General features: G+C 58.5%; 17 protein-coding genes. 10 read left to right on the top strand and 7 right to left on the bottom strand.

All coding sequences use genetic code 11. The features are described from left to right. Positions 1 to 6: 6 nt before the first annotated feature. Together LJX92_RS14470 and LJX92_RS14465 are read right to left on the bottom strand one after the other, a co-directional pair. Positions 7 to 897 carry an SDR family NAD(P)-dependent oxidoreductase gene (locus LJX92_RS14470; RefSeq protein WP_005787815.1) on the bottom strand — a complete coding sequence of 297 codons (891 nt, stop codon included), beginning with the start codon at positions 895 to 897 and terminating at the stop codon, positions 7 to 9. Beyond that, positions 894 to 2432 carry a flavin-containing monooxygenase gene (locus tag LJX92_RS14465; RefSeq protein ID WP_228308464.1) on the bottom strand — a complete coding sequence of 513 codons (1539 nt, stop codon included), beginning with the start codon at positions 2430 to 2432 and terminating at the stop codon, positions 894 to 896. Before LJX92_RS14465 ends, LJX92_RS14470 begins: the two co-directional genes overlap by 4 nt. Positions 2433 to 2722: 290 nt before the next feature. Between LJX92_RS14465 and LJX92_RS14460 the strand changes: the two genes are divergently transcribed. The 10 genes from LJX92_RS14460 to LJX92_RS14415 all read left to right on the top strand — a co-directional run bounded on the left by LJX92_RS14460 (position 2723) and on the right by LJX92_RS14415 (position 16243). Beyond that, entirely contained in the window at positions 2723 to 3721 is a 999-nt protein-coding gene (locus LJX92_RS14460) for an alpha/beta fold hydrolase (protein ID WP_228308463.1), read from the top strand. A 308-nt stretch (positions 3722 to 4029) separates the two neighbouring features. Then, the gene (locus LJX92_RS14455; protein ID WP_005787821.1) at positions 4030 to 5310 is read left to right on the top strand and encodes an alkane 1-monooxygenase; all 1281 of its coding nucleotides are present in this window, start codon (positions 4030 to 4032) and stop codon (positions 5308 to 5310) included. A gap of 125 nt (positions 5311 to 5435) precedes the next feature. Next, positions 5436 to 5930, top strand: a complete 495-nt coding sequence (gene praA / locus LJX92_RS14450; protein WP_078821199.1) for an alkane oxidation protein activator PraA — start codon at positions 5436 to 5438, stop codon at positions 5928 to 5930. 134 nt (positions 5931 to 6064) lie between these two features. Continuing rightward, entirely contained in the window at positions 6065 to 6568 is a 504-nt protein-coding gene (gene praB / locus LJX92_RS14445; protein ID WP_228308462.1) for an alkane oxidation protein activator PraB, read from the top strand. Positions 6569 to 6688: 120 nt separating this feature from the next. Further along, positions 6689 to 8140: an outer membrane protein transport protein gene (locus LJX92_RS14440; RefSeq protein WP_228308461.1), complete on the top strand. Its 1452-nt coding sequence runs from the start codon at positions 6689 to 6691 to the stop codon at positions 8138 to 8140. Positions 8141 to 8369: 229 nt separating this feature from the next. Further along, a complete protein-coding gene (locus LJX92_RS14435) occupies positions 8370 to 10895 on the top strand; it encodes an acyl-CoA dehydrogenase (RefSeq protein ID WP_228308460.1) in 2526 nt (841 codons plus the stop codon). 79 nt (positions 10896 to 10974) lie between these two features. Then, a complete protein-coding gene (locus LJX92_RS14430) occupies positions 10975 to 12318 on the top strand; it encodes a 3-oxoacyl-ACP reductase (RefSeq protein WP_228308459.1) in 1344 nt (447 codons plus the stop codon). A 4-nt stretch (positions 12319 to 12322) separates the two neighbouring features. Continuing rightward, entirely contained in the window at positions 12323 to 13210 is an 888-nt protein-coding gene (locus LJX92_RS14425) for a MaoC/PaaZ C-terminal domain-containing protein (RefSeq protein WP_032880814.1), read from the top strand. Further along, a complete protein-coding gene (locus LJX92_RS14420) occupies positions 13210 to 14508 on the top strand; it encodes an acetyl-CoA C-acetyltransferase (protein WP_078821204.1) in 1299 nt (432 codons plus the stop codon). The genes LJX92_RS14425 and LJX92_RS14420 overlap by 1 nt, the downstream gene beginning before the upstream one ends. Before the next feature lie 31 nt (positions 14509 to 14539). Continuing rightward, positions 14540 to 16243 carry an AMP-binding protein gene (locus LJX92_RS14415; protein WP_228308458.1) on the top strand — a complete coding sequence of 568 codons (1704 nt, stop codon included), beginning with the start codon at positions 14540 to 14542 and terminating at the stop codon, positions 16241 to 16243. Positions 16244 to 16269: 26 nt separating this feature from the next. On the opposite strand, the gene LJX92_RS14410 is transcribed toward LJX92_RS14415, so the two are convergent. The 5 genes from LJX92_RS14410 to LJX92_RS14390 form a co-directional block, all read right to left on the bottom strand. Further along, on the bottom strand, positions 16270 to 18270 hold the full coding sequence (locus LJX92_RS14410) for a M10 family metallopeptidase C-terminal domain-containing protein (RefSeq protein ID WP_228308457.1): 2001 nt from the start codon (positions 18268 to 18270) through the stop codon (positions 16270 to 16272). A 363-nt stretch (positions 18271 to 18633) separates the two neighbouring features. Next, positions 18634 to 19490, bottom strand: a protein-coding gene (locus LJX92_RS14405; protein WP_228308456.1) for an IS5 family transposase whose coding sequence is annotated in 2 segments (ribosomal slippage) — positions 18634 to 19146 and positions 19149 to 19490 — 855 coding nt in all. Because the reading frame shifts where the segments join, the coding sequence is not laid out codon by codon here. A gap of 172 nt (positions 19491 to 19662) precedes the next feature. Then, a complete protein-coding gene (locus tag LJX92_RS14400; RefSeq protein ID WP_228308455.1) occupies positions 19663 to 20061 on the bottom strand; it encodes a hypothetical protein in 399 nt (132 codons plus the stop codon). 251 nt (positions 20062 to 20312) lie between these two features. Beyond that, positions 20313 to 21169 (bottom strand): IS5 family transposase gene (locus LJX92_RS14395; protein WP_228308454.1). Its coding sequence is split into 2 segments (ribosomal slippage): positions 20313 to 20825 and positions 20828 to 21169, totalling 855 coding nucleotides; the frame shifts between segments, so codons are not numbered across the junction. Between the two features lie 108 nt (positions 21170 to 21277). Continuing rightward, positions 21278 to 22393, bottom strand: a complete 1116-nt coding sequence (locus LJX92_RS14390; RefSeq protein WP_228308453.1) for a Gfo/Idh/MocA family protein — start codon at positions 22391 to 22393, stop codon at positions 21278 to 21280. Positions 22394 to 22482 lie beyond the last annotated feature (89 nt).

Raw genomic sequence — 22482 nt, 5'->3', positions numbered from 1 at the left:
TCCTGTTCAGAGATGGGACTGGTCGTTGGTTTCAAAGACCTGTGTGCGCGGCTTGGGCGCCATGCGTTTGCTGGCAAACACCACCAGTGCCTGATAGGCCGAAGGCAGGCAACGGGCGAGCAGGTCGAGAAAATAGGCGTCGCGGCCGATCAGCACACGGCGCTTGTTTTTGCGTACACCTAGCAGGATCACTTTGGCGGCCTGGTCGGCGTCGGTAATGAACAGCTTTTCGAAATCGGCGCGGGCCTGTTGTTCGCTGTGGATGAGAAAACCGGTCATGTTCGCGTCGATGCGGCTGCTGCGGCAGATATCAGTACGAATACCACCGGGGTGCACACAGGTGGCCGATACGCCGCAGCGTTGCAGGTCGAGTTCCTGGCGCAGAGCCTCGGTGAACCCGCGCACAGCAAACTTGGTGGCGTTGTAACCGCTCATGCCGGGTTGGGCGAACAGGCCGAACACGCTGGAAGTATTGACTATGTGGCCTTCGCCGCTGGCCTTGAGATACGGCAGGAACGCCTTGGTGCCATGCACCACGCCCCAGAAGTTGATGCCGACGATCCATTCCAGGTCGGCGTAGTCCACGCCTTCGACGGTACTCGACAGCGCCACCCCGGCATTGTTGAACACCAGGTTGACCTGGCCATGTTCCGCGGCACAGCGTGCAGCCCAATCCTGCATGGCTTGGCGGTCAGAGACGTCCAGCACCTGCGTGGTAACGGTCACGGGCGACAAGGTCGATGTGCGGATCAGCTCCAGGGTCTGTTCCAACCCCTGGCTGTTCTTGTCGGCCAAGGCCAGGTGGCAGCCTTCGCGTGCCAAGGCTAAAGCCAATGCGCGGCCCATGCCGGAGGCTGCACCGGTGATCGCCGCAACGCGGCCATTGAATGACTTCATGACAGGCTGCCTTCTGTGGCGGAGTGAGGGGCTGGTACGGGACGTGGCAGAGCGGGCGCCGGCAACGGGCTGGCGACGTAGTCCTTGAGCGCAAAGTGACGGGTGAGCTGTTTGAAACGCCAGGTAGAACCGGGCCACAGCGTGGTGTTCTTGCCGGTGCGTGGGTCCAGGTACCAGCTCTGGCAGCCGCCGGTGTTCCAGATGGTGCGCTTGAGCTTGTCCTGCAACTGGTGGTTGTAGGCGTGCTCTACGGCGGGTTTGACCTCGACCGTGGCAATGCGCTGGCGCCGCATATGTTTCAAGGCATCGAGGATGTAGGTGACCTGAGCTTCGATCATCAGGATCATCGAGTTATGCCCCAGGCCGGTGTTGGGTCCGACGATCAGAAACAGGTTGGGATAGCCCGGCACGGTGGTGCCTTTGAAGGCATGGGCGCCGTCGCTCCAGGCGTCCATCAGGTCGATGCCGTCGCGGCCGATGATGCAGTCTCGCGGCAAGGGGTCGCTGGCCTGGAAGCCGGTGCCGAAGATCAGGCAGTCAGCGGGATGCTTGATCCCGTCGGCGGTGATCACACCATCAGCTTCGATGCGCAGCACCCTGTCGGTGACCACCTCGACATTACTGCGCGACAGCGCCGGGTAGTAGTCATTGGAGATCAGCACGCGCTTGCAGCCGATGGTGTAGTCCGGCGTCAGCGTCTTGCGCAGGGAAGGGCGGGCCACTTGTTTGCGCAGATGCCGCAGGGCGATTTTCTGCACCATCTTCATCAGGCGTGGGTGCAAGGCAAAACCCACCACCCGGCCTTCCAGTGCCCAATAGAACGCGCCGCGCACCAGCTTTTGGGTGAACGGCAAGTGTTTGAACAGCCAGCGTTCAAGCGTTGAAATCGGCCGGTCCGGTTTGGGCATGATCCAGGGCGGCGTGCGCTGGAACAGGTCCAGGTGCGCCACTTGTGGCGCGATCTGCGGCACGAACTGGATGGCACTGGCGCCGGTGCCGATCACGGCCACGCGCTTGCCTTTCAACGAGTAGTCATGGTCCCACTGCTGGGAGTGAAAACGCTTGCCCTTGAAGCTGTCCAGCCCCGGGATATCCGGCAGCGCCGGGCGAGACAGCCCGCCCATGGCCGAGACCAGCACCCGTGCGCTGACTTGGCGGCCATTGCTGAAGCTCAGGTGCCAGCGCTGCTGTTGCTCATCAAACACCGCACGTTGCAGGGCCATGCCAAAACGCAGGTAGGGCGCCAGCTCAAAACGTGTGGCGCAGTGTTCCAGATAGGCGCGGATCTCAGGTTGTGTCGCGAACTGTCGCGACCAGTCCGGGTTGGGCGCGAAGGAAAATGAATACACATGGGACTGCACGTCACAGGCGCAACCCGGGTAGTGGTTATCGCGCCAGGTACCGCCGAGGGTCTCGGCCTGTTCGGCGATGAAGAAGTCGGTGAGCCCGGCCTCCTTGAGCTTGATCGCCATACACAGGCCAGCGAACCCCGAGCCAATGATGGCAATGTCAATTGAATCACTGTGGGCAGTCATGGGCGTGCCTCATAGATAGAAAGCGGGTGGGCATCGGATGTGCTCCTCTTTTTGTTTTGTCTTTTAGATAGAACACCATTGCAAAGGAAAATTGAATTAATTATTTTAAAAAAGATTTTAAATAATCTACCTGAAAATTTCGCCTACGCTAGGACCTTGTTCCGCATGTGCGATTTGTCCGACGGACGAGCGTGGTATGCAGGACGTCCAGGTCCAAGGGGTGGACGATGGCTGAGGCCCTGATCAATTCCGGTCGGGTCGCCAGCAGCAGGGAAGCAGAGGACCGAGCTATGGCTGTGGAATGGGTTGTCGCTGCGGGTGTGCTGGCCGGCGCCAGCGTGGCGTTATGGGGCTTGAGTGCCTGGATGACGCGGCGCATTGAAGCGCGGGTTCCGATCAACGGGCGTTTCGTCGAGGTGGATGGCGAGCGCTTTCATTATGTCGAAGAGGGCAAGGGCCCGCCGCTGGTGATGATCCACGGGCTGATGGGCAGCAGCCGTAACCTCACGTATGCCTTGTCCGGTCAGTTGCGTGAGCATTTTCGCGTGATCACCCTTGACCGGCCGGGGTCAGGCTATTCCAGCCGACACCGCGGCACGGCCGCAGACTTACCGGGCCAGGCCCGACAAATCGCGGCCTTTATCGACACGCTCGACCTGGGCAAGCCTTTGGTGCTGGGCCATTCCCTGGGTGGCGCGGTTGCTCTGGCGCTGGCCCTCGACCATCCCCATGCGGTATCCGGGTTGGTACTGGTAGCGCCTTTGACTCACCCGCAACGCATGTTGCCGCTGGTGTTCCTGTCATTATCGGTGCGCCCGGCCTGGCTGCGACGCTGGATGGCCCACACCCTGACGATGCCCGTAGGCCTGCTGAGTAAAAATGCGGTGGTCAAAGGCGTCTTCGCCCCCGATGCCGCACCGCCGGACTTCGCCACCCGGGGCGGCGGGCTGCTGGGCATGCGTCCGGACAACTTCTATGCCGCGTCCACCGAAATCAACCGGGTCAACGACCACCTGCCCGACATGGTCAAGCGCTACCCGCAACTGACCTTGCCCATCGGGCTGATCTATGGCACCCGCGACAAGGTGCTCGACTTTCAGAAACACGGCCAGGCCCTGGCGAGCAAGGTGCCAGGGCTGAAAATGCAAGTGGTCGAAGGCTGTGGGCATATGTTGCCGATCACCGCGACAGAGCGAGTGGTGGCGCTGGTGGAGCAGGTCGCCAAGCGCGTCAGGCCCGGGGCAGGCATCCGGCTGTTGCACCCTCCCAAGGCCCTGGCGAGTAGATAAGGGTGCACCCGACTCGCGGTTCAAAGGCGTTGATGCCTGTCCTAGACGCCTGATCAGACGGCTGAAAAAGAGACTGCCCGGTCACGGTAAAAAGGGCTGGAGAAACTAGTTGACGACCTAACGATTCCGCGCTATTTATTTAAAAAAATTATTTCAATGTGTAATTTGAAATTATTTTTGAAATGCCTAAGAGCGAATAAAATAATGAAAAAAACGCCTTTTATCGCATGGTTGATTTCTCGGGGCAGTCAGCGCTCCGTAAACCTGTTTGCTGCCCCAATGCACACCGGATGTGTACGGAGGATGCCATGAATCAGACCCTGGCCGCCCCGCACGTCTGGACCGACGGTAAGCGCCACCTGTGGTGGCTCGGCATCATGCCACTGGCAACCCCCTTGCTCTCCGGCGCCCTGGCGATCGGCACCGGTGTACAGCAATTGTGGTGGGTGGGTGTGCTGGTGATCTTCGGCTTGATCCCCCTGATCGACGGCCTGCTCGGCGAAGATGTCAGCAACCCGCCTGAATCTGCCGTCAGCAACCTTGAATCCCAACGTTACTATCGCTGGATCGTCTACACCGGCGTGCTGTTTGTGATCTCTTCAGTGATTATCACCGGCTGGCTGGCCGCCGGTGGCATCGACTGGATCATCAACGGCGGCCTGCTGAACGCCACGGCCACACTTGAGCCGTCGAGCTGGCTGGCCAAGGCTGCTGCATTCGTCACCGCACGCACTGAACTGCATGGCCACATCAGCGTGTTCACTTACCTGGGTATGGCAATGTCCACCGGCGCTGCCACGGGCATCGCGATCAACACCGCCCATGAACTGGGGCACAAACCCAAGCCCCTGGAAGTGTTCCTGGCCAAGGTCACCCTGGCGCCGACGTTCTACGGGCACTTCTACACCGAACATAACCGCGGCCATCACGTTCGGGTCGCCACCCCGGAAGATCCCGCCAGCTCGCGGTTGGGGGAAAGTTTTTGGGCATTCCTGCCGCGTTCGGTGTGGTTCAGCGCCGTGTCGGCCTGGAACCTGGAACGCGAACGCCTGCGCAAACTCGGTTTGCCGGCCTTGCACTGGAAGAACGCCGTGCTAAGTGCCTGGATGTACAGCGTGGTGTTGTGGGGCGCGATGATTGCCTGGTTGGGCGCGGCGGTGATTCCGTTCCTGATCATCCAGGGCATCTACGGGTTCTCGTTGCTGGAAGTGGTGAACTACGTCGAGCATTACGGCCTCAAGCGCCAGAAGTTGCCCAATGGCCGTTACGAACGCTGCTCGCCGCGCCATTCATGGAACAGTAACCGGATTGTCACCAATATCTTCCTGTTCCAACTTCAGCGGCATTCCGATCACCATGCCAACCCCACGCGCAGTTATCAGTCGTTGCGCCACTTCGATGAGTCACCGCAACTTCCGTATGGTTACGCGAGCATGATTGTCTGGGCCTATGTGCCTTACCTGTGGCGACGTCGTATGGACCATCGGGTACTCAATCATTATGCCGGGGATATCACCCTGACCAATCTTCAACCGTCACAGCGTTTGAAGTATCTGGAGAAGTACAGCAACAGCGCCAAGCCGTTTTGAAATGAAGTAAGCAGTACGTGCGTACTCGGGATCTGTGTATCGCGCAGGTCCTTGTCGCCCCCAGTATCAGGTGCAAGAACGTGGTTTGACCCTACAAAAATAATTTCAAGGGAAGGACGTACACCATGCAAAGTTCTGCCAAGTTCACCGCCCATATCCTGCTGGCAGCGATGGGCCTGATTGTTTATCACCAGGCCCAGGCTGCCCGTATCGAACCTGCTGGCAGTGCCTTCACGGCTCAAGGGCCCATCAGCTTTTCCAAAGGCAAGCTGATCAGCGCCGACTGCACGATCAAGGTGGCCGGCAAGGTCGCGGCCGATGGCTCATCGGTGAATGTCGATAAAGTCGAGTTTGACGGTGGCCTCAAATGCAGCCGTGTCGAAGCGATCAATTTGCCCTGGGTGCTGGTCGCCAAAGATACAAAGAGTGGCTCGATGTCCAGGATCAGCGTCGATGTGCACGCCTTTGGCCTGGGCGGCAAGTGCGGCCCTTCAACCGCCGACGGTACTTGGGATAACGCCACCGGCAAGTTGGAAGCCGCCAATGTTGCTATTGGCGAAGACTGCAAGATCAACACGGTATCCATCAAGATGCCGCCCAACTTCAAAGTGGTCGAATAAACCGTTCCAACTGTTGCAGCGGTAAATGCATTGAAATTTGGCTGGAAAGGGAAGTTCTGCAGTTTCACCGTGACCTCTCGATCATGGCCATTATCCCTGGCGAAATGAATCGCCATAACATGTGAGGAAAAACAATGAAAAGCTTGAAAACTCTCGTGTCGTTGACTGCCCTGGCTGTTTGCATGGGTGCTGCTTCGATGGCCAATGCGGCTTCAATCAGCCCGGAAGGCCCTTTCACCACGACCGCAGGCTCCATCGTGGTGCAGTCACCGTCGTCGTTCGGGGGCTCTGTGACCTGTGGCATTACCTTCAGCGGCAATGTCAGCGGCGGCGTTGCGACTATCAACAATGCCTCGCTGACCGGCGGTGGCCTGTGTGCATTGCCCACCTTGAAAAGCATCCCGTCGCCAGGCTGGAAGCTGACGGCCTTGTCGGGCACTACCGGCCAAGTAGAGAACGTTGGTTACACCATTAAAAAGACCATCGTAATCCCAGGTACCGACTGCGGTCCATCCACTATCAGCGTGGCCTGGAATGCTGCGACTCACACGCTTACAGCTGCCAACCAGGCTCTGAGCGGTGGCTGCAACGTGGTTTCGCTGACCACTACTGCTGCTGGCCTGACCGTCAATCCATAACGGCTGCTTATTGCAGAATAAAGGGTTGATCACCCGCTGAAAGGCCGGTACCTCGCCAGAGGTGCCGGCTGTCGTGGAAAGCCGGCCATGCCGGGAGCGCATAATAATAAGGAGTGCCGCATGATCAGTAAGAAACAACAGGCTCAAACACTGCTGGGGCTGGCAATATTGGGAGGCTTGATGACGACTGCGCCCGCGCAGGCGGGTGGTTTCTCCACGCCGACTTATGGTGCTCCAGGCTGGGGCCGGGCATTCGGCGGCGGCTCTCTGTTCAAGAATGATCCAAGCTCTGCCTACAACAACCCGGCGGCCATGGCGTTCGTCGACCAGTCCGTGGTTCAACAGACCGTTGACTATGCTCGGGTCAAAATCAAATACAGCGGCCAAGCCTATGATTACACCGGTAACCCGGTCAGTAATACGGCGGTAATGCCTGATGGCAGCTTTGACCCCAGCACTGCAGCACTCAATAACAACGATGGCGGCCAGGGTGGTTTCACCGCCTGGTTGCCTACCGGCTTCCTCGTTATTCCAATCGGTGACCGCTTTGCATTCGGCCTCAGTCAGGTCGTGCCGCAAGGTATGCGCACCACCTGGAATGAAAACTCCAAGTTTCGCGACTTCGCCGTGGACACCAAAATCGAGACCGTCGGTCTGACGGGCTCCTTATCCTTCAAGGTGCGTGACGACTTCTCCATCGGCGGGGGCCTTATCGTTCAGCGCAGTCAAGGCTTCGTCAGCCAGAATGTTGACCTGTTTTCGGCCGCGTCAGTCTCACCAGGCTTGGGTAACGGGGCATTTCCGGCGGGCGTCGGCACCGCGCTGATGCGGGTGAAGGTCGATAACATCTCCACTGGCTGGTTTACCGGTGTTGTCTGGAAGCCGACTGATCGAGACTCGCTGGGCCTTAACTATCACGCCAAAATCAAAAACAAGCTGACAGGCAAATACAGCGTCCGGGCTGATGCCTTGAACAATGGCCTGATGACTGACGATACGATCTTCGGTAACGGCAAGACGCTGGTCGAAACGGCTTATCCGGGCCTGACGCTGTACCCCGGTGGCGCCCATGCCAGTACTCAGTTGGATATTCCAGCCACCGCGGCGCTCGACTGGGTGCACCAGTTCAACGACCGCTGGACCTTGGGTCTCAGCGCCATGTGGACCCAGTGGTCGTCCTTCAAGGACCTCACGCTCAAGTCTCAGGGTTCGACTATCGTCGCCATTCCCTATAACTACAAAGATGCGTGGATGTACTCGGTGGGGGGAGATTTCAAGGCAACGGACGAGCTGACCTTGCGCGCTGGTGTGGCCTATGACCAAACGCCAACCCGCAATTCGACGCGCGATCCGCGTATTCCTGACGGTGACCGTTACTTTCTCTCTTTGGGTGCGGGCTACGATATCAAAGCCGTTCCTGGCTTGACTCTGGACGCCGCGTACTCGCATCAATTTGTCGAGAAGGTCAACATCAAGACCCAGAACGTAGACCGACTGGGCGGTGGCAGGCTTGACGGCAAGGCCGAGTCCTCAGGCGATATTGTCAGCCTGTCAGCCACGTACAAGTTCTGAGCCCATCCTGACAGCGAGTACCAGAGCATCTGGTGCTCGCTGCTCAACGATTTTGATAACTGTTTTGAGGCCTTCGTTCGGCCTCAAATTATTGCGCTCAATGACTAAATAAAAATTTCAAAACAAAATTTGAATTTAATCATTCAAGTTTGTAGTGTGGTTTTACGCCGCCGCGCAGCTCGACCTGCCTGTGCTTTGGCCACATCTCGAATCAAGTAGAGGTATCCCTATGCTTATCTGGTTATTGGTGGGTTTCGCAGCAGCGATTGCCCTGGCGTATCGACAAGCCGCCGCTACCCTGTGGCTGGTCACTGGCCTGGTTTGGCTGGCAGCGGGTTACCTGTTCAACGTCGTGGCCGGCCTGGGCACCGCCGTCGCGGCGGTACTGGTGGTGTTGCCGGCCCTGGTGCTGGCGCTCAAACCCCTGCGCCGCACGCTGTTGACCAGCAAGGCCCTAGGCCTGTTTCGCACGATCATGCCGGCGATGTCCGACACCGAGCGTGCGGCCATCGAGTCCGGCACTGTGTGGTGGGATGCCGAGCTGTTCAGCGGCAAGCCCAACTGGCAGCGCCTGTTGCAAGCCGCGCCGGCCAGCCTGAGTGCGGAGGAGCAAGCCTTTCTCGACAATGAGGTCGAAACCCTGTGCGACATTGCCAACGACTGGGAAACCACCCAAGTCTGGCAGGACATGTCCCCCGAAGGCTGGCAATACACCAAGGACGCCGGGTTCCTCGGCATGATTATTCCCAAGCAGTACGGAGGCAAAGGCTTCTCCCACTACGCCCACTCCCAGGTGGTGATGAAGCTGTCGACTCGCTGCTCGGCGGCGGCGATTTCGGTGATGGTGCCCAACTCCCTGGGCCCGGCCGAATTGCTGCTGCATTACGGCACCGACGCCCAGCGCAATTACTACCTGCCGCGCCTGGCGCGGGGCGAAGACATCCCGTGTTTTGCCTTGACCAGCCCGTATGCCGGCTCTGATGCGGGTGCGATCCCGGACCTGGGCATTGTCTGCAAAGGTTTGCACGAAGGCGAAGAAGTGCTGGGTTTCAAAGTGACCTGGGACAAGCGTTACATCACCCTTGGCCCGATTGCCACGGTATTGGGCCTGGCATTTCGCGCCGAAGACCCGGACGGCCTGCTTGGCGCGGCCGGTTCCCTGGGTATTACCTGTGCGCTGATCCCGACTTCTCATCCAGGGGTGAACAGCGGTCGTCGTCACTGGCCGCTGAATGCGGTGTTCCAGAACGGTCCTACCACCGGCAAGGACGTATTCATTCCACTGGAGTGGGTGATTGGCGGCCGTGAACAAGTCGGTAACGGCTGGCGCATGTTGATGGAGTGCCTGGCCGCGGGCCGGGCTATTTCCCTGCCTTCGGCTAACGTTGGCCTGGGTAAAGTCGCCGTGCGCGGCACTACAGCCTATGCGGCGATGCGCAAGCAGTTCGGCTTGCCCATCGGCAAGTTCGAAGGGGTGCAGGCTCCGTTGGCGCGCATGGCCGGGCACCTGTATGCCTGCGATGCGGTGCGCAAGGTGTCGGTAGCGTCCCTGGATGCCGGTGAGAAACCTTCAGTGATCTCAGCCATTGCCAAATACCACGTCACTGAGCGCGCGCGCATCATCGTCAACGACGGCATGGACATTGTCGCCGGCAAGGGCATCTGCATGGGGCCCAATAACTTCCTCGCCCGTGCCTATCAGCAAAGCCCCATCGCCATTACGGTGGAAGGCGCCAACATCATGACCCGCTGCCTGATCATCTTTGGCCAGGGCCTGATTCGTTGCCACCCCTATGTGTTGCGCGAAATGGAAGCGGCGCGCAACCCGGACCGGCGCAAGGCGCTGGAAGACTTCGACAGCGCGATGTTCGGCCATGTGAGTTTTGTACTGGCCAACACCGTCCGCGCAGCGGTGCATTCCCTGACTGGCGGGCGCCTGCTTGCCGCGCCTGCCAAGACCGACCCGGCGCTGGCGTCCTACTACCGTCAGGCCAATCGGCTGTCGGTGGTGCTGGCGTTGATCTCGGACATTTCCATGGGCGTGCTCGGGGGGGCCCTCAAGCGCAAGGAAAGTATCACCGGGCGTTTGGGGGATATTCTGTCGCAGCTGTACATCCTGTCGTGCGTACTCAAGCGTTTCGAGGACGACGGCCGGCCCCAGGCAGATCTGCCGCTGGTGCATTGGGCGGCGCAGGACGCGTTGCTGCGCGCCTATGAAGCCTTGGCTGAGGTGCTCGACAACTACCCGTCGAAACCAGCGGCGACGGTGGTGCGCGCGTTGAGTTTTCCGTTTGGCATTCCCCTGCACAAACCGTCGGATCGTCTGTTGGCGCAAGTGGCCGATGTGGTGCAAACCCCTGGGGAAACCCGCGACCGCTTGCTGGCCAATTCCTACATCCCGCGCCCGGAAATCGACAAGCTGGCCTACGGCGAATTGGGCTTTCGTTTACTGCCACAGGTGGAGTCGATCGAGGCTCGGCTTAAACCCGCCATCAAGCAAGGTTTGCTTGGCCCGCTGCCGATTTCGGCCACGGCCTTTACCGAATGGCGCGTCAAGGCGCGGGCGCTGGACTTGATCAGCGACGACGAGGACGCCTTGCTGGGCCGCTATGTGGAATACGCCGATCACGGTATCCAGGTGGATGACTTCCCCCAGGATTTTGGTTTGCTGGAGGCGTTGCAGCAGCGCAAGCAGGCGCTCGAACCGGCCGCCAAACGGCGCAGCAGCCAAAGCGAAAACGCCCCGGTGAATTGACAGTGTGGGAGGGGGCTTGCCCCCTCCCACATTTGATTGGGTTTACAAGGCAAATGTGTGGCGTGAGTGAGTGCTTACCATGAGTGACAACTACCTTTCATTCGTCAACTCCCCCTGGGGCCGTCGCCTGGCCCAGGCTATTGGCTTGCCGCAACCCTTGGCGCTGCAGCGTCATCGCAGCGGCCAGGCCGGGCTGGCCAACCCGGTGATCATCGCCGGGGCAGGGTGCCTGGCGGCGTCGGTGCAGCGTATTTTCAGCGCCACCGACACCGTCGCCGCCACGGCGGCAACCCTCAAGGCGCCGTCCACGGTCAAGGTGCAAGGCGCAGTGTTTGATGCCAGTGGCGTGGTCGATCTGCAACAGTTGGACGAGCTCTACCTGTTCTTCCACGCCAACGCCAAGCGCCTCGGTCAACATGGCCGAGTGGTGGTGCTCGGCACTGCGCCGGAACACAGCAAGGACTTGCCCCAGGCCATCGCTCAGCGTGCTCTGGAGGGCTTGGTGCGCTCGCTGGCCAAGGAGCTGCGTCGGGCGATCACCGTACAATTGTTGTATGTGGCGCCGGGTGCCGAGGAGGCATTGGACAGCAGTTTGCGCTTCTTCCTCTCACGCCGCTCTGCCTATGTCTCGGGGCAGGTGGTGCGCCTGGAAAAACCTGTGGATGGCAGCACCACCGTCAATTGGGACAAACCCTTCGCCGGTCGCCGTGCCTTGGTCACCGGTGCTTCCCGAGGCATCGGCCTGGCCATCGCCCAGGTGCTGGCGCGTGACGGCGCCCATGTGGTGTGCGTGGACGTGCCCCAGGCCCAGCAAGCTTTGCAACAGGCCGCCGCCAGCGTCGGCGGGTCGTCGTTGCCCCTGGACATCACCGCCGCCGACACCGCCGCGCTGTTGCAAGCCCATGTCAGCCAATACGGTGGCTTTGATGTGGTGGTGCACAACGCCGGGATCACCCGTGACAAGACCATCGCCAAGATGACCGAAGCCGCCTGGCGCAGCGTGATGGCGGTCAACCTGCAGGCACCGTTGCAGCTCAGTGAAGCCTTGCTCGACAACCAGGGCATAAACGCCGGTGGGCGCATCATCTGCGTGTCGTCGATTTCAGGGATTGCCGGCAACCTGGGGCAAAGCAACTATGCCACCTCCAAGGCGGGCGTGATTGGCCTGGTGCAAGGTCTGGCACCGCGTGCGGCGGCCCGGCAGGTCACAGTGAATGCGGTGGCGCCCGGCTTTATCGAGACCCAGATGACCGCGAAGATCCCGTTGATGATCCGTGAGGCGGGGCGGCGCATGAATTCATTGTCTCAGGGCGGGCAGCCTATTGATGTGGCCGAGACTATCGCCTGGCTCGCTCATCCTGCGTCGGGCGGAGTGAATGGCCAGGTCGTGCGAGTGTGTGGCCAAAGCCTGTTGGGAGCCTGAAGCGATGGACTATGTGACGCAGATTATCGACCCGCCGCCGTCGCGCACGCAGTTGCTGCTCGACGGTATGCGCGCTATGCGCAAGCCCAAGCTCGACGGTGCGCCGCTGTTACCCACGGCGTGCCTGGTGCGCGCTGCGGTGGCGCTTTCCCCCGCGGGTATCGCCGCTTACGCACGGGCCTGTGGCTTTCGTCCCGAACAGGGCGTGCCGCTGTCCTACCCCCATGTATTGGCCTTTCCCTTGCACTTGATGCTGCTGACCCGGCCAAGCTTCCCGTACCCGGCCAGCGGCATGGTGCATCTGGCCAATCGTATTCGTCAGCACCAGCGCCTGCACCAGGGCCAGGCGTTGCGCGTGGAGGTGTACTGCGAGCGCTGGGTCGCCCATCCCAAGGGGCAGGCATTGAGTATCGCCACCCGTGCCTTCAGTGCGGGCGCGCTGGTGTGGGAAAGCGACAGCCTGTACCTGCGCCGTAACGTCAACAACCCCGTGGGTGAGCCATGGAATGACCCATTGCCATTGCAGGAGGAAGGCTTGTTGCGCACCCAGCGCTGGGTGCTTCCCGCCGACCTGGGGCGACGCTTTGCCAAGGTCTCGGGGGATTTCAATCCGATTCACACCTCGGTCATTGGGGCCAGGCTTTTTGGTTTTCGCCGTGCCATCGCCCATGGCATGTGGACGCTGGGCCGTGCATTGGCGGCGCAACAACCGCCCGGTGGCCTGGAGCAGGCGCAAGCGCATTGCGATTTCAAGTTGCCGATTTTCCTGCCTGGCCAGGTCGCCCTGTGGAGCCACCCGGTGACTGGCCCACGCCGTGAGTTCGAAGTGCGCAATTTCGCCGGGGACAAACCCCATATGCGCGGGCTATTTATTTGGAAAGAGAACCAGTGATGAGTGACTACAGCTTCAACCCGGCGCCAACTCGCCGCGTGGCGATTATCGGCGGCAATCGCATTCCGTTTGCTCGCTCCAACACGGTGTATGCCCATGACAGCAACCAGGATCTGCTGGTCGCCGCTCTCCAGGGCCTGGTCGACCGTTACAACCTGCATGGCCAACGCCTGGGCGAATTTGCCGCCGGGGCAGTGATCAAGCATTCGCGGGATTTCAACCTGGCCCGTGAAGCGCTGTTGTCCACCACACTGTCGCCGCAAACCCCGGCCTATGATGTGCAGCAAGCCTGCGGCACCGGGCTTGAAGCTGCGCTGCTGGTGGCGAATAAAATCGCTCTGGGCCAGATCGAAGTCGGCATTGCCGGTGGCGCCGACACCACCTCCGACGCGCCTATCGGCATCAACGAATCCTTGCGCCATACCTTGCTTGCGGCCAATCGCGCCAAGGGCATGGGCGACAAGCTCAAGCAACTCCTCAACGTGCGCCCGTCGATGTTGTTCAAGCCGCTGCTGCCGCGCAATGGCGAGCCGCGTACGGGGCTGTCCATGGGCGAACACTGCGAAGAAATGGCCAAGCGCTGGCAGATCAAGCGCCTGGCCCAGGACGAGTTGACCCTTACCAGCCACCAACGATTGGACGCGGCCTACAACCGCGGTTTTTTCGACGACCTGATCAGTCCCCATCGCGGCCTGGCCCGCGACAATAACCTGCGTGCCGATATCAGCCTGGAGAAACTGGCGGGCCTGTCGCCGGTATTCGACCGCCAGAACGGCACCCTCACTGCCGGCAACTCCACGCCCTTGACCGATGGCGCTTCGGTGGTGCTGCTTGCCAGTGAAGAATGGGCCACCGCCAATGGCTGGCCGGTGCTGGCCTACTTGCGCACGGGTGAGACGGCGGCGGTAAATTTTGTCGACGGCACCGAGGGCCTGCTGATGGCACCGGCCTACGCCGTGCCGCGCATGTTGCAACGGGAAGGCTTGAGTTTTGCCGACTTTGATTTATTCGAGATACACGAAGCGTTTGCCGCCCAGGTGCTGTGTACGCTCAAAGCGTGGGAAGACCCTGAATATTGCCGCGAGCGGCTCGGCCTTGAGACGCCCTTGGGCACCATCGAGCGCAGCAAGATGAACGTCAACGGTGGCTCACTGGGCTGCGGCCATCCGTTCGCGGCCACTGGCGGTCGGCAATTGGCGGCGCTGGCCAAGGCGATCCATGAACGCGGTGGTGGCCGCGGCCTGATCTCGATCTGTGCGGCGGGTGGATTGGGCATTACCGCCATCGTCGAAAAGTAACGCTTTTAAAAACAACAATAAGGACACTGCCATGAACGCTATCAGCCTGGAACACACCGAACGTATCTGGTTGAACACTTACCTGCCCGGCGTTCCAGCCGATATCGAGACCGGGATCGAGGAGTATCCGTCGCTGCGTGAAGTGTTCCTGGAGCATCTTGAAAAATTCAGCGAGCGGGTGGCCTACGTCAGCATCGGCACCGAAATGACCTACGCCGACTGGCGGGTTCAGGGCATCGCCTTTGCCGCTTGGTTACAGGGCCAGGGCGTAAAGAAGGGCGACCGCGTGGCGCTGATGATGCCCAACTGCTTGCAATACCCGATCTGCCTGTTGGGCTCGATCCTGGCCGGTGCCGTGGTGGTCAACGTCAACCCGTTGTACACCGCCCATGAACTCAAGCACCTGCTCAAGGACAGCGGCGCCGAAACCGTGGTGATCTTCGAGAACTTCGCCCACACCCTGGAAAAAGCCATGGCCGGCAGCAGCGTCAAGCGCGTGGTGCTCGCGGCTATCGGTGATTTGCTGGGGACCTTCAAGGGCGCGGCGATGAACTTTATCCTGCGCCGCGTGCAGAAGCAGGTGCCGGCTTTCAAGCTGCCCGGTGCGCTGCGCTTCAAGCAGGTGCTTGAACAGGGCAGGGGGCTGCACCACTTGCCGGTTGCGCTGGATCGCGATGAGCTGGCCTTCCTGCAGTACACCGGCGGCACTACCGGCGATGCCAAGGGCGTGATGCTCAGCCATCGCAATATCATTGCCAACCTGCTGCAAGCCAAGGCCTGGGTCGGCGACCAACTGGACCAGCACAAGCAGGAAACCAATGTGACCCTGCTGCCGCTTTACCACATCTTTTCGCTGACCGTGAATTGCCTGATGTTCATGTGCCTGGGCGGGCGCAATATCCTCATCGCCAACCCGCGGGACGTGAAGCGGGTGCAGATGATCCTGCGCAAGGAGCGCTTCAACGGGATTGCCGGGGTTAACACGCTGTTTAATGGCTTGCTGGAGAACAAGGAATTCTGCTCGCGGGATTTTTCCGACCTGCGCCTGGTGATCGCCGGCGGTATGGCCACCCACACCGCGGTGGCCAAGCGCTGGAAGGAGGTGACCGGGCTGCCGATCATCGAAGGCTACGGGCTGACCGAGTGTTCGCCCGTGGTGAGCATCAGCCCTATCGATATTTCGCGTATGCGCGAGATGGAATTTACCGGCAGCATCGGCGTGCCGTTGCCGTCGACCTGGGTGCGTTTCATGCGCGAAGACGGCGAGCTGGCTGACATCGGCGAGCAAGGCGAGCTGCAAGTACGCGGCCCGCAAGTGATGCAGGGCTACTGGAAGCGGCCCAAGGAAACTGCTGAGGTATTGGATGCCGACGGTTGGCTGTCCACCGGCGATATCGGGGTGATGGACGGGCGCGGCTATATTCGCCTGGTGGACCGCAAGAAGGACATGATCCTGGTCTCGGGTTTCAATGTGTACCCCAATGAAATCGAGGACGTGGTGGCGATGCACCCGGGTGTCGCGGAAGTGGCGGCGATCGGTGTGGAAGATGCCGTGAGTGGGGAGAAGGTCAAGATCATCGTGGTGCGCAAGGATCCGGCCCTGACCCAGGAGCAGATTCTTGCGCATTGCCGGGAATACCTGACGGGGTACAAGGTGCCCCGGTATGTGGAGTTCCGCAGTACCGAGCTGCCCAAGACGACGGTTGGCAAGGTACTGCGGCGCGCATTGCGCTGACTCGGTTTACCGGGGCTGGCCAATCGTCAGAGGTAACCATCGTCGGGGAAATTGAGACCAATGACATCCTGGCTGTGGATCGGTCGGATGCTTTTGATCAAGAAATCAGTCTTGCCATTTCCCGTCAAATCGACACCGAGGAAGTACCTATTGGTTTTTGGGTTGAATGTCAGGATGGTATCGCCCGGTTGTCCGCTGTACTGACTGACGTAGTTGAGTTGGACTTGCGAATTTTCGCTCAGGCTGCTCAAGTCGATTTTGTCTTGGCCTGTGGTGAAGTCCATAAGCAAGTCAGCGTTGTTGCGCGGGGAGTCGCCGGCGGCATGATAAGTAAACGTGTTGGAGCCACCGTTGCCGGTCAGTATGTCGGCTCCGCCACCTCCAGTCAGGACGTTGTCCGCACTGTTTCCGGTAATACGATCGTTGCCTGTGCCGCCTTTCGCGTTTTCGATAAGGGTTTGGGCGCTGATGTGCACGTTGTTAGTCAAACCACCCACGCTGGAGCGTGAATCCGGGGTCAGGTTGATTCGCTGGTTTTGCGCGAAGCCAGAGAAGTCCAGCGTGTCATTGCCTTGTTTGTCGTGCACGCTGAAACCGGGCCTGTCGGTGGGAGACGTAAGGCTGGTTTCGGGCTTGCCCGTGTTGGAGTTGAAGCCGTAGACAGTGTCGGCGGCTGTGGATTGCGCAAGTGGAGGCGTAACCGGGGGTGGCGTCGTGGGTACCGGAGTGGGAACGGAAGGGCGTGTAAGTTTTGATTCAGGTGGCACCACTGGGGTGGCATTCGTCAAAATATCTGTGGGCTTTATGGGCTTTTCACTCAGAATCACCAGCATGGAATAGGGGTCGCCAGTTACATTCATGATCAGCCTGTAGCGCTTGATACTCTCATCGTAGTCCAGCGTCAGTTCACCTTTCTTCCCCGTGTGCCAGTCAACAAGCTTGGGTTTCTGGATGCCCGCATCTTTCAACATGGTTGACAGGTCAATCTTGTCGATGCCACTTGTGAAGTCTGTGAGTGTATCGGGGTTTTCACCAGGTGAGTCGCTGACACTGTTATATACAAAGGTATCTGCGCCACCTCCACCGGTCAGCGTGTCGCCGCCAGCACCTCCCCTCATGCGGTTGTTGGCGTTATTGCCGATCAGCACATCGTGCCCCGAGCCGCCAATGGCATTTTCAATAACAACGCCCTTGGCAATTGATACATTACCCTCACGGCCGCCGACATCCGAGAGTGTTCCCGCGTTCAAGTTGATCCTTTGATTTTTTTTGAAACCGGAAAAATCCAGAGTGTCTTCACCGCCGTTATCCCAGACACAAAAGAACGGCAAGTCGTTGGGGGAGGTCAACGTGTAGTGGTCGCGCTCTGTGTTGGAGTTGAAACCGTAGGTCGTATTGCCTTTACGGGTTTCGTCGTTGGCCTTGTATCGCAAATGAGCGCCGGCAATATCGTGCATCATCGGGGTTTGGGAAGAGTCCGATACGAACGAGTTTTTATTATTTTCATTGGGGCGAAACAGGCTAAAGTTATAACTCATAGTGCTATAGACGTCGCTGCTTTGAGGGAGGTCAAGATCCGGATGCTCAAGTCCCAAGGTGTGCCCGATCTCGTGGACCATTGCCGCATGCAGCCCGGCCCCTTCATTTTTTCCGATATTTACGTCCTGAGCGCCGTAAGCATTTGGCAACGTAGCGTCACCGCCCCCACCTGAGACTTCCCGAACTGACAGGTGAGTGTCAGCATTTTTGCCATTTTCGACAAAATTGACTTTTATAACATCTTCCCAAGACCGAAGTGCCTGCCTGAATGCTCTCTTTTTGGTCTCGCTGAATTCGGTAAATGCATAGGACACAGTGAGTTGTCCGTCACCATTGCGATCTTGTATTTTATAGTTGCTGCGAGTGAGACTTTTAGCAACTTCATTGGGAGGATCGGAAGAGAGTGAGTTGCTAGCGGATAAGTTGGAAGTTTCGGTTGTCACAGAGAACGATTTTGCGGGCGGGCAGTAAGCGCGAATCGACGACATGATTGAGACCCTTGAGTAAGTGGGTATTAGTTGCTGGCCATGCTTGCAATTGATGTAGAAGGCGGGGGTAAGTTAGACGCTTTTGGGAGGCTGCTCTAGGGGTACAGTATTTCGATATATGATTGTGTTGTTAGGTAACTGTGATCATGTTGCTAGTGTGCTAGGTGTTGTCGGAATAATTACTTTGTGGGGGAGGTGCCAAGATAGTTAAGCGAAGGGCGAGGGTTATCTTGTCAGATAGAATGGGCGTTGAATGGCTCGTGCGCTCATATTTTCGTTATTTAGAAAACAAGCAATGAGTGCGTGCATAGAACATGCAACAATGAGTGACGTCGCCCGTAGACAGGGCGACGTGATTGATTACTAGGCTCTGTACGAAAAGAGATGTCGCAAACACCGCATGGAACAAGCCAGCGAGACCATAGCGGCATAGCTTTTCGCGAGCTTGTCGAAGCGTGTCACGATCCGGCGGTTCTCTTTCAGCCAGCCAAACATGCGCTCGATGATGTTGCGCTGTCGGTACTTTGGCCGATCAAACAGTCTTGGTAAGCCAGGTTTGGGTTTGCGCTTCATCGAGCGCAGCGGGATGACGGGTTGCATCCGATATTGGTCGCAGTAGCGGCGTAGCGCTTCGGCGTCGTAGCCCTTGTCGGCAAGCAACCATCTACAGCGTTTACGCGGGCGGCCACGTTGGCTCGATGGAATGCTGACCTCGTTTAACAGGGGGTGGGCGTAGCTGATGTCACTGGCATGACCGCCAGAGAGGAGGAAGCGCAACGGTGTTCCGTTGGCGTCGCAGAGCATGTGGATTTTGGTTGTCAGGCCACCACGACTGCGGCCTAGAGCGTGATCGGCAGGCTCGTCAGGCCCCCTTTTTTCCCGGCGCCAGAGGAGGCTCGGGTTGCGCGTACTGCGGTTGAGTCGATCATCCAAGTTTGCAAATCGATCAAGCCTTGCTCATTCAATCTCAGGTGCAAGCGTTTGAGCATCTGATCGAATGTCCCCTGGTTTCGCCAGCCCCTAAATCGTTGATAGACCGTTGACCACGGGCCGAAGCGTTCCGGCATATCTCGCCACGCAGCACCTGAGCAGAGCACCCACAGCACGCCATCGAGCATCAGGCGGTCGCTCAGACGGGGCCGCCCCCGACCATGTGTTTCGGTGAAGAGATCAGCAACCATAGCCCAGGCTTCATCCGAGAGTTCGTAACGCTTTGCCATCACAGGATTCCTTTCCGTAGATAGCTGGAAACTCTACAAAATTTCAGCTTCCGAGGGACGCCGACTGGGTTTCTCGGGATTTCGTACAGACCCTAAGTCTACCTACCCGAGTCAGTGTGAGAAAAGTACCATGGTTGTTGACGGAAAAGCCTTGGCTCTACAACCGCTCGGTTCAGTTAAGATATTTAAGATTGTTAATACTCATCGAGACGGCGCAATACATCGTTTTACCTTTGTATTCATGCTTGATGTTTCGCTTAAAGGGGGTTTTAAAACGTTGAAACTCAATTATTTCTGAAAATTTTTCATCTTTTTCTCTGTAGCGAATATCAGCGTTTAGATATTCTTCGATTTTAGATACATAGTCCTCAATCGAGACGTTAATCTCAGACCCGTTCGCCTCGATCCTGAGGTGTCCGTCCAAAGTTAAAGGAGTTCCGGGACCTTTTTCGTAGTAAACGTATTCCTCGACTTTGATTCTTATATCTTTATAGTTATCTCCTGTGACAGCAATCATGAGGTTTTGGATTTCGTCTTTTAATTGTTGCCGGGAATATATTTCAATGATCATGATAATTTCCTTTATAAAAAACAGTTAGGGTTTGTGCACTAAGCCAATTGCTGATGGTGTCGGGCTTAGGGAGATAGAATGTGTGCGCCAAGCTGCTCTTGCAACTGTCAGAAATGACAGTTGTTAGACCCGATTGCACTAAAAGCTTGGTAGTTTCAGGGTATTTGTTATAACTTTATGAAATGTTTTTCGATTGGTTATTCTTTAAGTTGATTTTTTGGCAGGGACACAATGAAAATTGCGACGTGGTGTTAGGCTCTGTACGAAAAGAGATGTCGCAAACACCGCATGGAACAAGCCAGCGAGACCATAGCGGCATAGCTTTTCGCGAGCTTGTCGAAGCGTGTCACGATCCGGCGGTTCTCTTTCAGCCAGCCAAACATGCGCTCGATGATGTTGCGCTGTCGGTACTTTGGCCGATCAAACAGTCTTGGTAAGCCAGGCTTGGGTTTGCGCTTCATCGAGCGCAGCGGGATGACGGGTTGCATCCGATATTGGTCGCAGTAGCGGCGTAGCGCTTCGGCGTCGTAGCCCTCGTCGGCAAGCAACCATCTACAGCGTTTACGCGGGCGGCCACGTTGGCTCGATGGAATGCTGACCTCGTTTAACAGGGGGTGGGCGTAGCTGATGTCACTGGCATGACCGCCAGAGAGGAGGAAGCGCAACGGTGTTCCGTTGGCGTCGCAGAGCATGTGGATTTTGGTTGTCAGGCCACCACGACTGCGGCCTAGAGCGTGATCGGCAGGCTCGTCAGGCCCCCTTTTTTCCCGGCGCCAGAGGAGGCTCGGGTTGCGCGTACTGCGGTTGAGTCGATCATCCAGGTTTGCAAATCGATCAAGCCTTGCTCATTCAATCTCAGGTGCAAGCGTTTGAGCATCTGATCGAATGTCCCCTGGTTTCGCCAGCCCCTAAATCGTTGATAGACCGTTGACCACGGGCCGAAGCGTTCCGGCATATCTCGCCACGCAGCACCTGAGCAGAGCACCCACAGCACGCCATCGAGCATCAGGCGGTCGCTCAGACGGGGCCGCCCCCGGCCATGTGTTTCGGTGAAGAGATCAGCAACCACAGCCCAGGCTTCATCCGAGAGTTCGTAACGCTTTGCCATCACAGGATTCCTTTCCGTAGATAGCTGGAAACTCTACAAAATTACAGCTTCCGAGGGACGCCGATTGGGTTTCTCGGGATTTCGTACAGAGCCTAGCACCGTGATTGATTAAAGTGCGCTGACCTTGACCCAGCGCTCCTCCAGGGCCGCCACGCGAATCGCTGTCGCCAACCGCTCCACCTCCCATGCAGCCTCAAAATCCGTGCCATCCGCACCTTGCCCCGCCAGCGCCATGATCAACTCCTGCACCTCCAGTGTCTTCAACTCGTTGTAGCCCAACTGATGCCCCGCCGCCGGGCTGAACGCCGCATAGCCGGGCAGCGTAGGGCCTGCCAACACGCGTTGAAAGCCGTCCTGCCCGACGCGGTGCAGGCGCAGTTCATTCAAGCGCTCCTGATCGAACGCCAAGGTGCCTTTGGTCCCGCTTATTTCAAAGCACAGGTGGTTTTTGTAGCCGTGCTTGAGCCAACTGCTGCTCACCGTGCCGCGTGCACCGTTGGCGAAGCGCAGCAGGGCGTGCACCTGGTCATCCACGGCGATGGATTTCAAATCAGCGCTGCCTTGGGTCGCGGGGCGCTGAGCATGCACGGTCTGGGTATCGGCACACACACTGATCACATCGCCCACAAGGTAACGCGCCATCGACAGCAAATGGCTGCCCAGGTCAGCCAGAGCACCACCGGCGTGTCCCACTTCGCAGCGCCACGACCACGGCGAGACCGGATCGGCCATGAAGTCTTCGCTGAACTCACCCTGGAAGCTGATGATCTGGCCCAGCTCACCCCGGGCTAGCATCTGGCGCGCCAACACGATCATCGGGTTGTGCTGGTAGTTGTAGCCCACTCGCGTCACCACCCCGGCGTTGCTGGCTGCACGGCGCATGGCATCGGCTTGCTCCAGGCTGATGGCCAGGGGTTTCTCGCAATACACCGCTTTGCCCGCCGCAATCGCGGCCATGGCCATGGGGTAGTGCAGGTGGTTGGGGGTGGTGATGGCCACGACATCGACCTTAGGGTCCTCGATCAGCGCCTGCCAATCACCATGGGCCTGGTCAAACCCCCAGGCCGTGGCGCAGCGTTGGGCTCGCTCGGTGTCGGCATCGGCCAGGGCAGCAAGCTTTAGCTGTACCGGCAACTCGAACACTGTGCGCGCGTTATTGAACGCTAACGCGTGGGCACGGCCCATGAAGCCTGTGCCGATCAAGCCGATTCCGAGTTCACGCATAGCCGTGGTCCTTTGATTATTGTTTTCAGGGATGGCATTAATGGAATAAAAATTCGCAAATATCAATAGTTGGAATAAAAATTCACTCA

Source organism: Pseudomonas sp. HN8-3, from assembly GCF_020790195.1.
Classification (GTDB): domain Bacteria; phylum Pseudomonadota; class Gammaproteobacteria; order Pseudomonadales; family Pseudomonadaceae; genus Aquipseudomonas; species Aquipseudomonas synxantha_A.
Note: the sequence above shows the minus strand (reverse complement) of the source record. Positions and strands in the feature narration are given on the sequence as shown.

Bases quoted from the DNA above. Each gene is read 5' to 3' on its own strand.
- LJX92_RS14470 (WP_005787815.1), bottom strand. From the start codon at position 897: ATGAAGTCATTCAATGGCCGCGTTGCGGCGATCACCGGTGCAGCCTCC.
- LJX92_RS14465 (WP_228308464.1), bottom strand. From the start codon at position 2,432: ATGACTGCCCACAGTGATTCAATTGACATTGCCATCATTGGCTCGGGG.
- LJX92_RS14460 (WP_228308463.1), top strand. From the start codon at position 2,723: ATGGCTGTGGAATGGGTTGTCGCTGCGGGTGTGCTGGCCGGCGCCAGC.
- LJX92_RS14455 (WP_005787821.1), top strand. From the start codon at position 4,030: ATGAATCAGACCCTGGCCGCCCCGCACGTCTGGACCGACGGTAAGCGC.
- praA (WP_078821199.1), top strand. From the start codon at position 5,436: ATGCAAAGTTCTGCCAAGTTCACCGCCCATATCCTGCTGGCAGCGATG.
- praB (WP_228308462.1), top strand. From the start codon at position 6,065: ATGAAAAGCTTGAAAACTCTCGTGTCGTTGACTGCCCTGGCTGTTTGC.
- LJX92_RS14440 (WP_228308461.1), top strand. From the start codon at position 6,689: ATGATCAGTAAGAAACAACAGGCTCAAACACTGCTGGGGCTGGCAATA.
- LJX92_RS14435 (WP_228308460.1), top strand. From the start codon at position 8,370: ATGCTTATCTGGTTATTGGTGGGTTTCGCAGCAGCGATTGCCCTGGCG.
- LJX92_RS14430 (WP_228308459.1), top strand. From the start codon at position 10,975: ATGAGTGACAACTACCTTTCATTCGTCAACTCCCCCTGGGGCCGTCGC.
- LJX92_RS14425 (WP_032880814.1), top strand. From the start codon at position 12,323: ATGGACTATGTGACGCAGATTATCGACCCGCCGCCGTCGCGCACGCAG.
- LJX92_RS14420 (WP_078821204.1), top strand. From the start codon at position 13,210: ATGAGTGACTACAGCTTCAACCCGGCGCCAACTCGCCGCGTGGCGATT.
- LJX92_RS14415 (WP_228308458.1), top strand. From the start codon at position 14,540: ATGAACGCTATCAGCCTGGAACACACCGAACGTATCTGGTTGAACACT.
- LJX92_RS14410 (WP_228308457.1), bottom strand. From the start codon at position 18,270: ATGTCGTCGATTCGCGCTTACTGCCCGCCCGCAAAATCGTTCTCTGTG.
- LJX92_RS14400 (WP_228308455.1), bottom strand. From the start codon at position 20,061: ATGATCATTGAAATATATTCCCGGCAACAATTAAAAGACGAAATCCAA.
- LJX92_RS14390 (WP_228308453.1), bottom strand. From the start codon at position 22,393: ATGCGTGAACTCGGAATCGGCTTGATCGGCACAGGCTTCATGGGCCGT.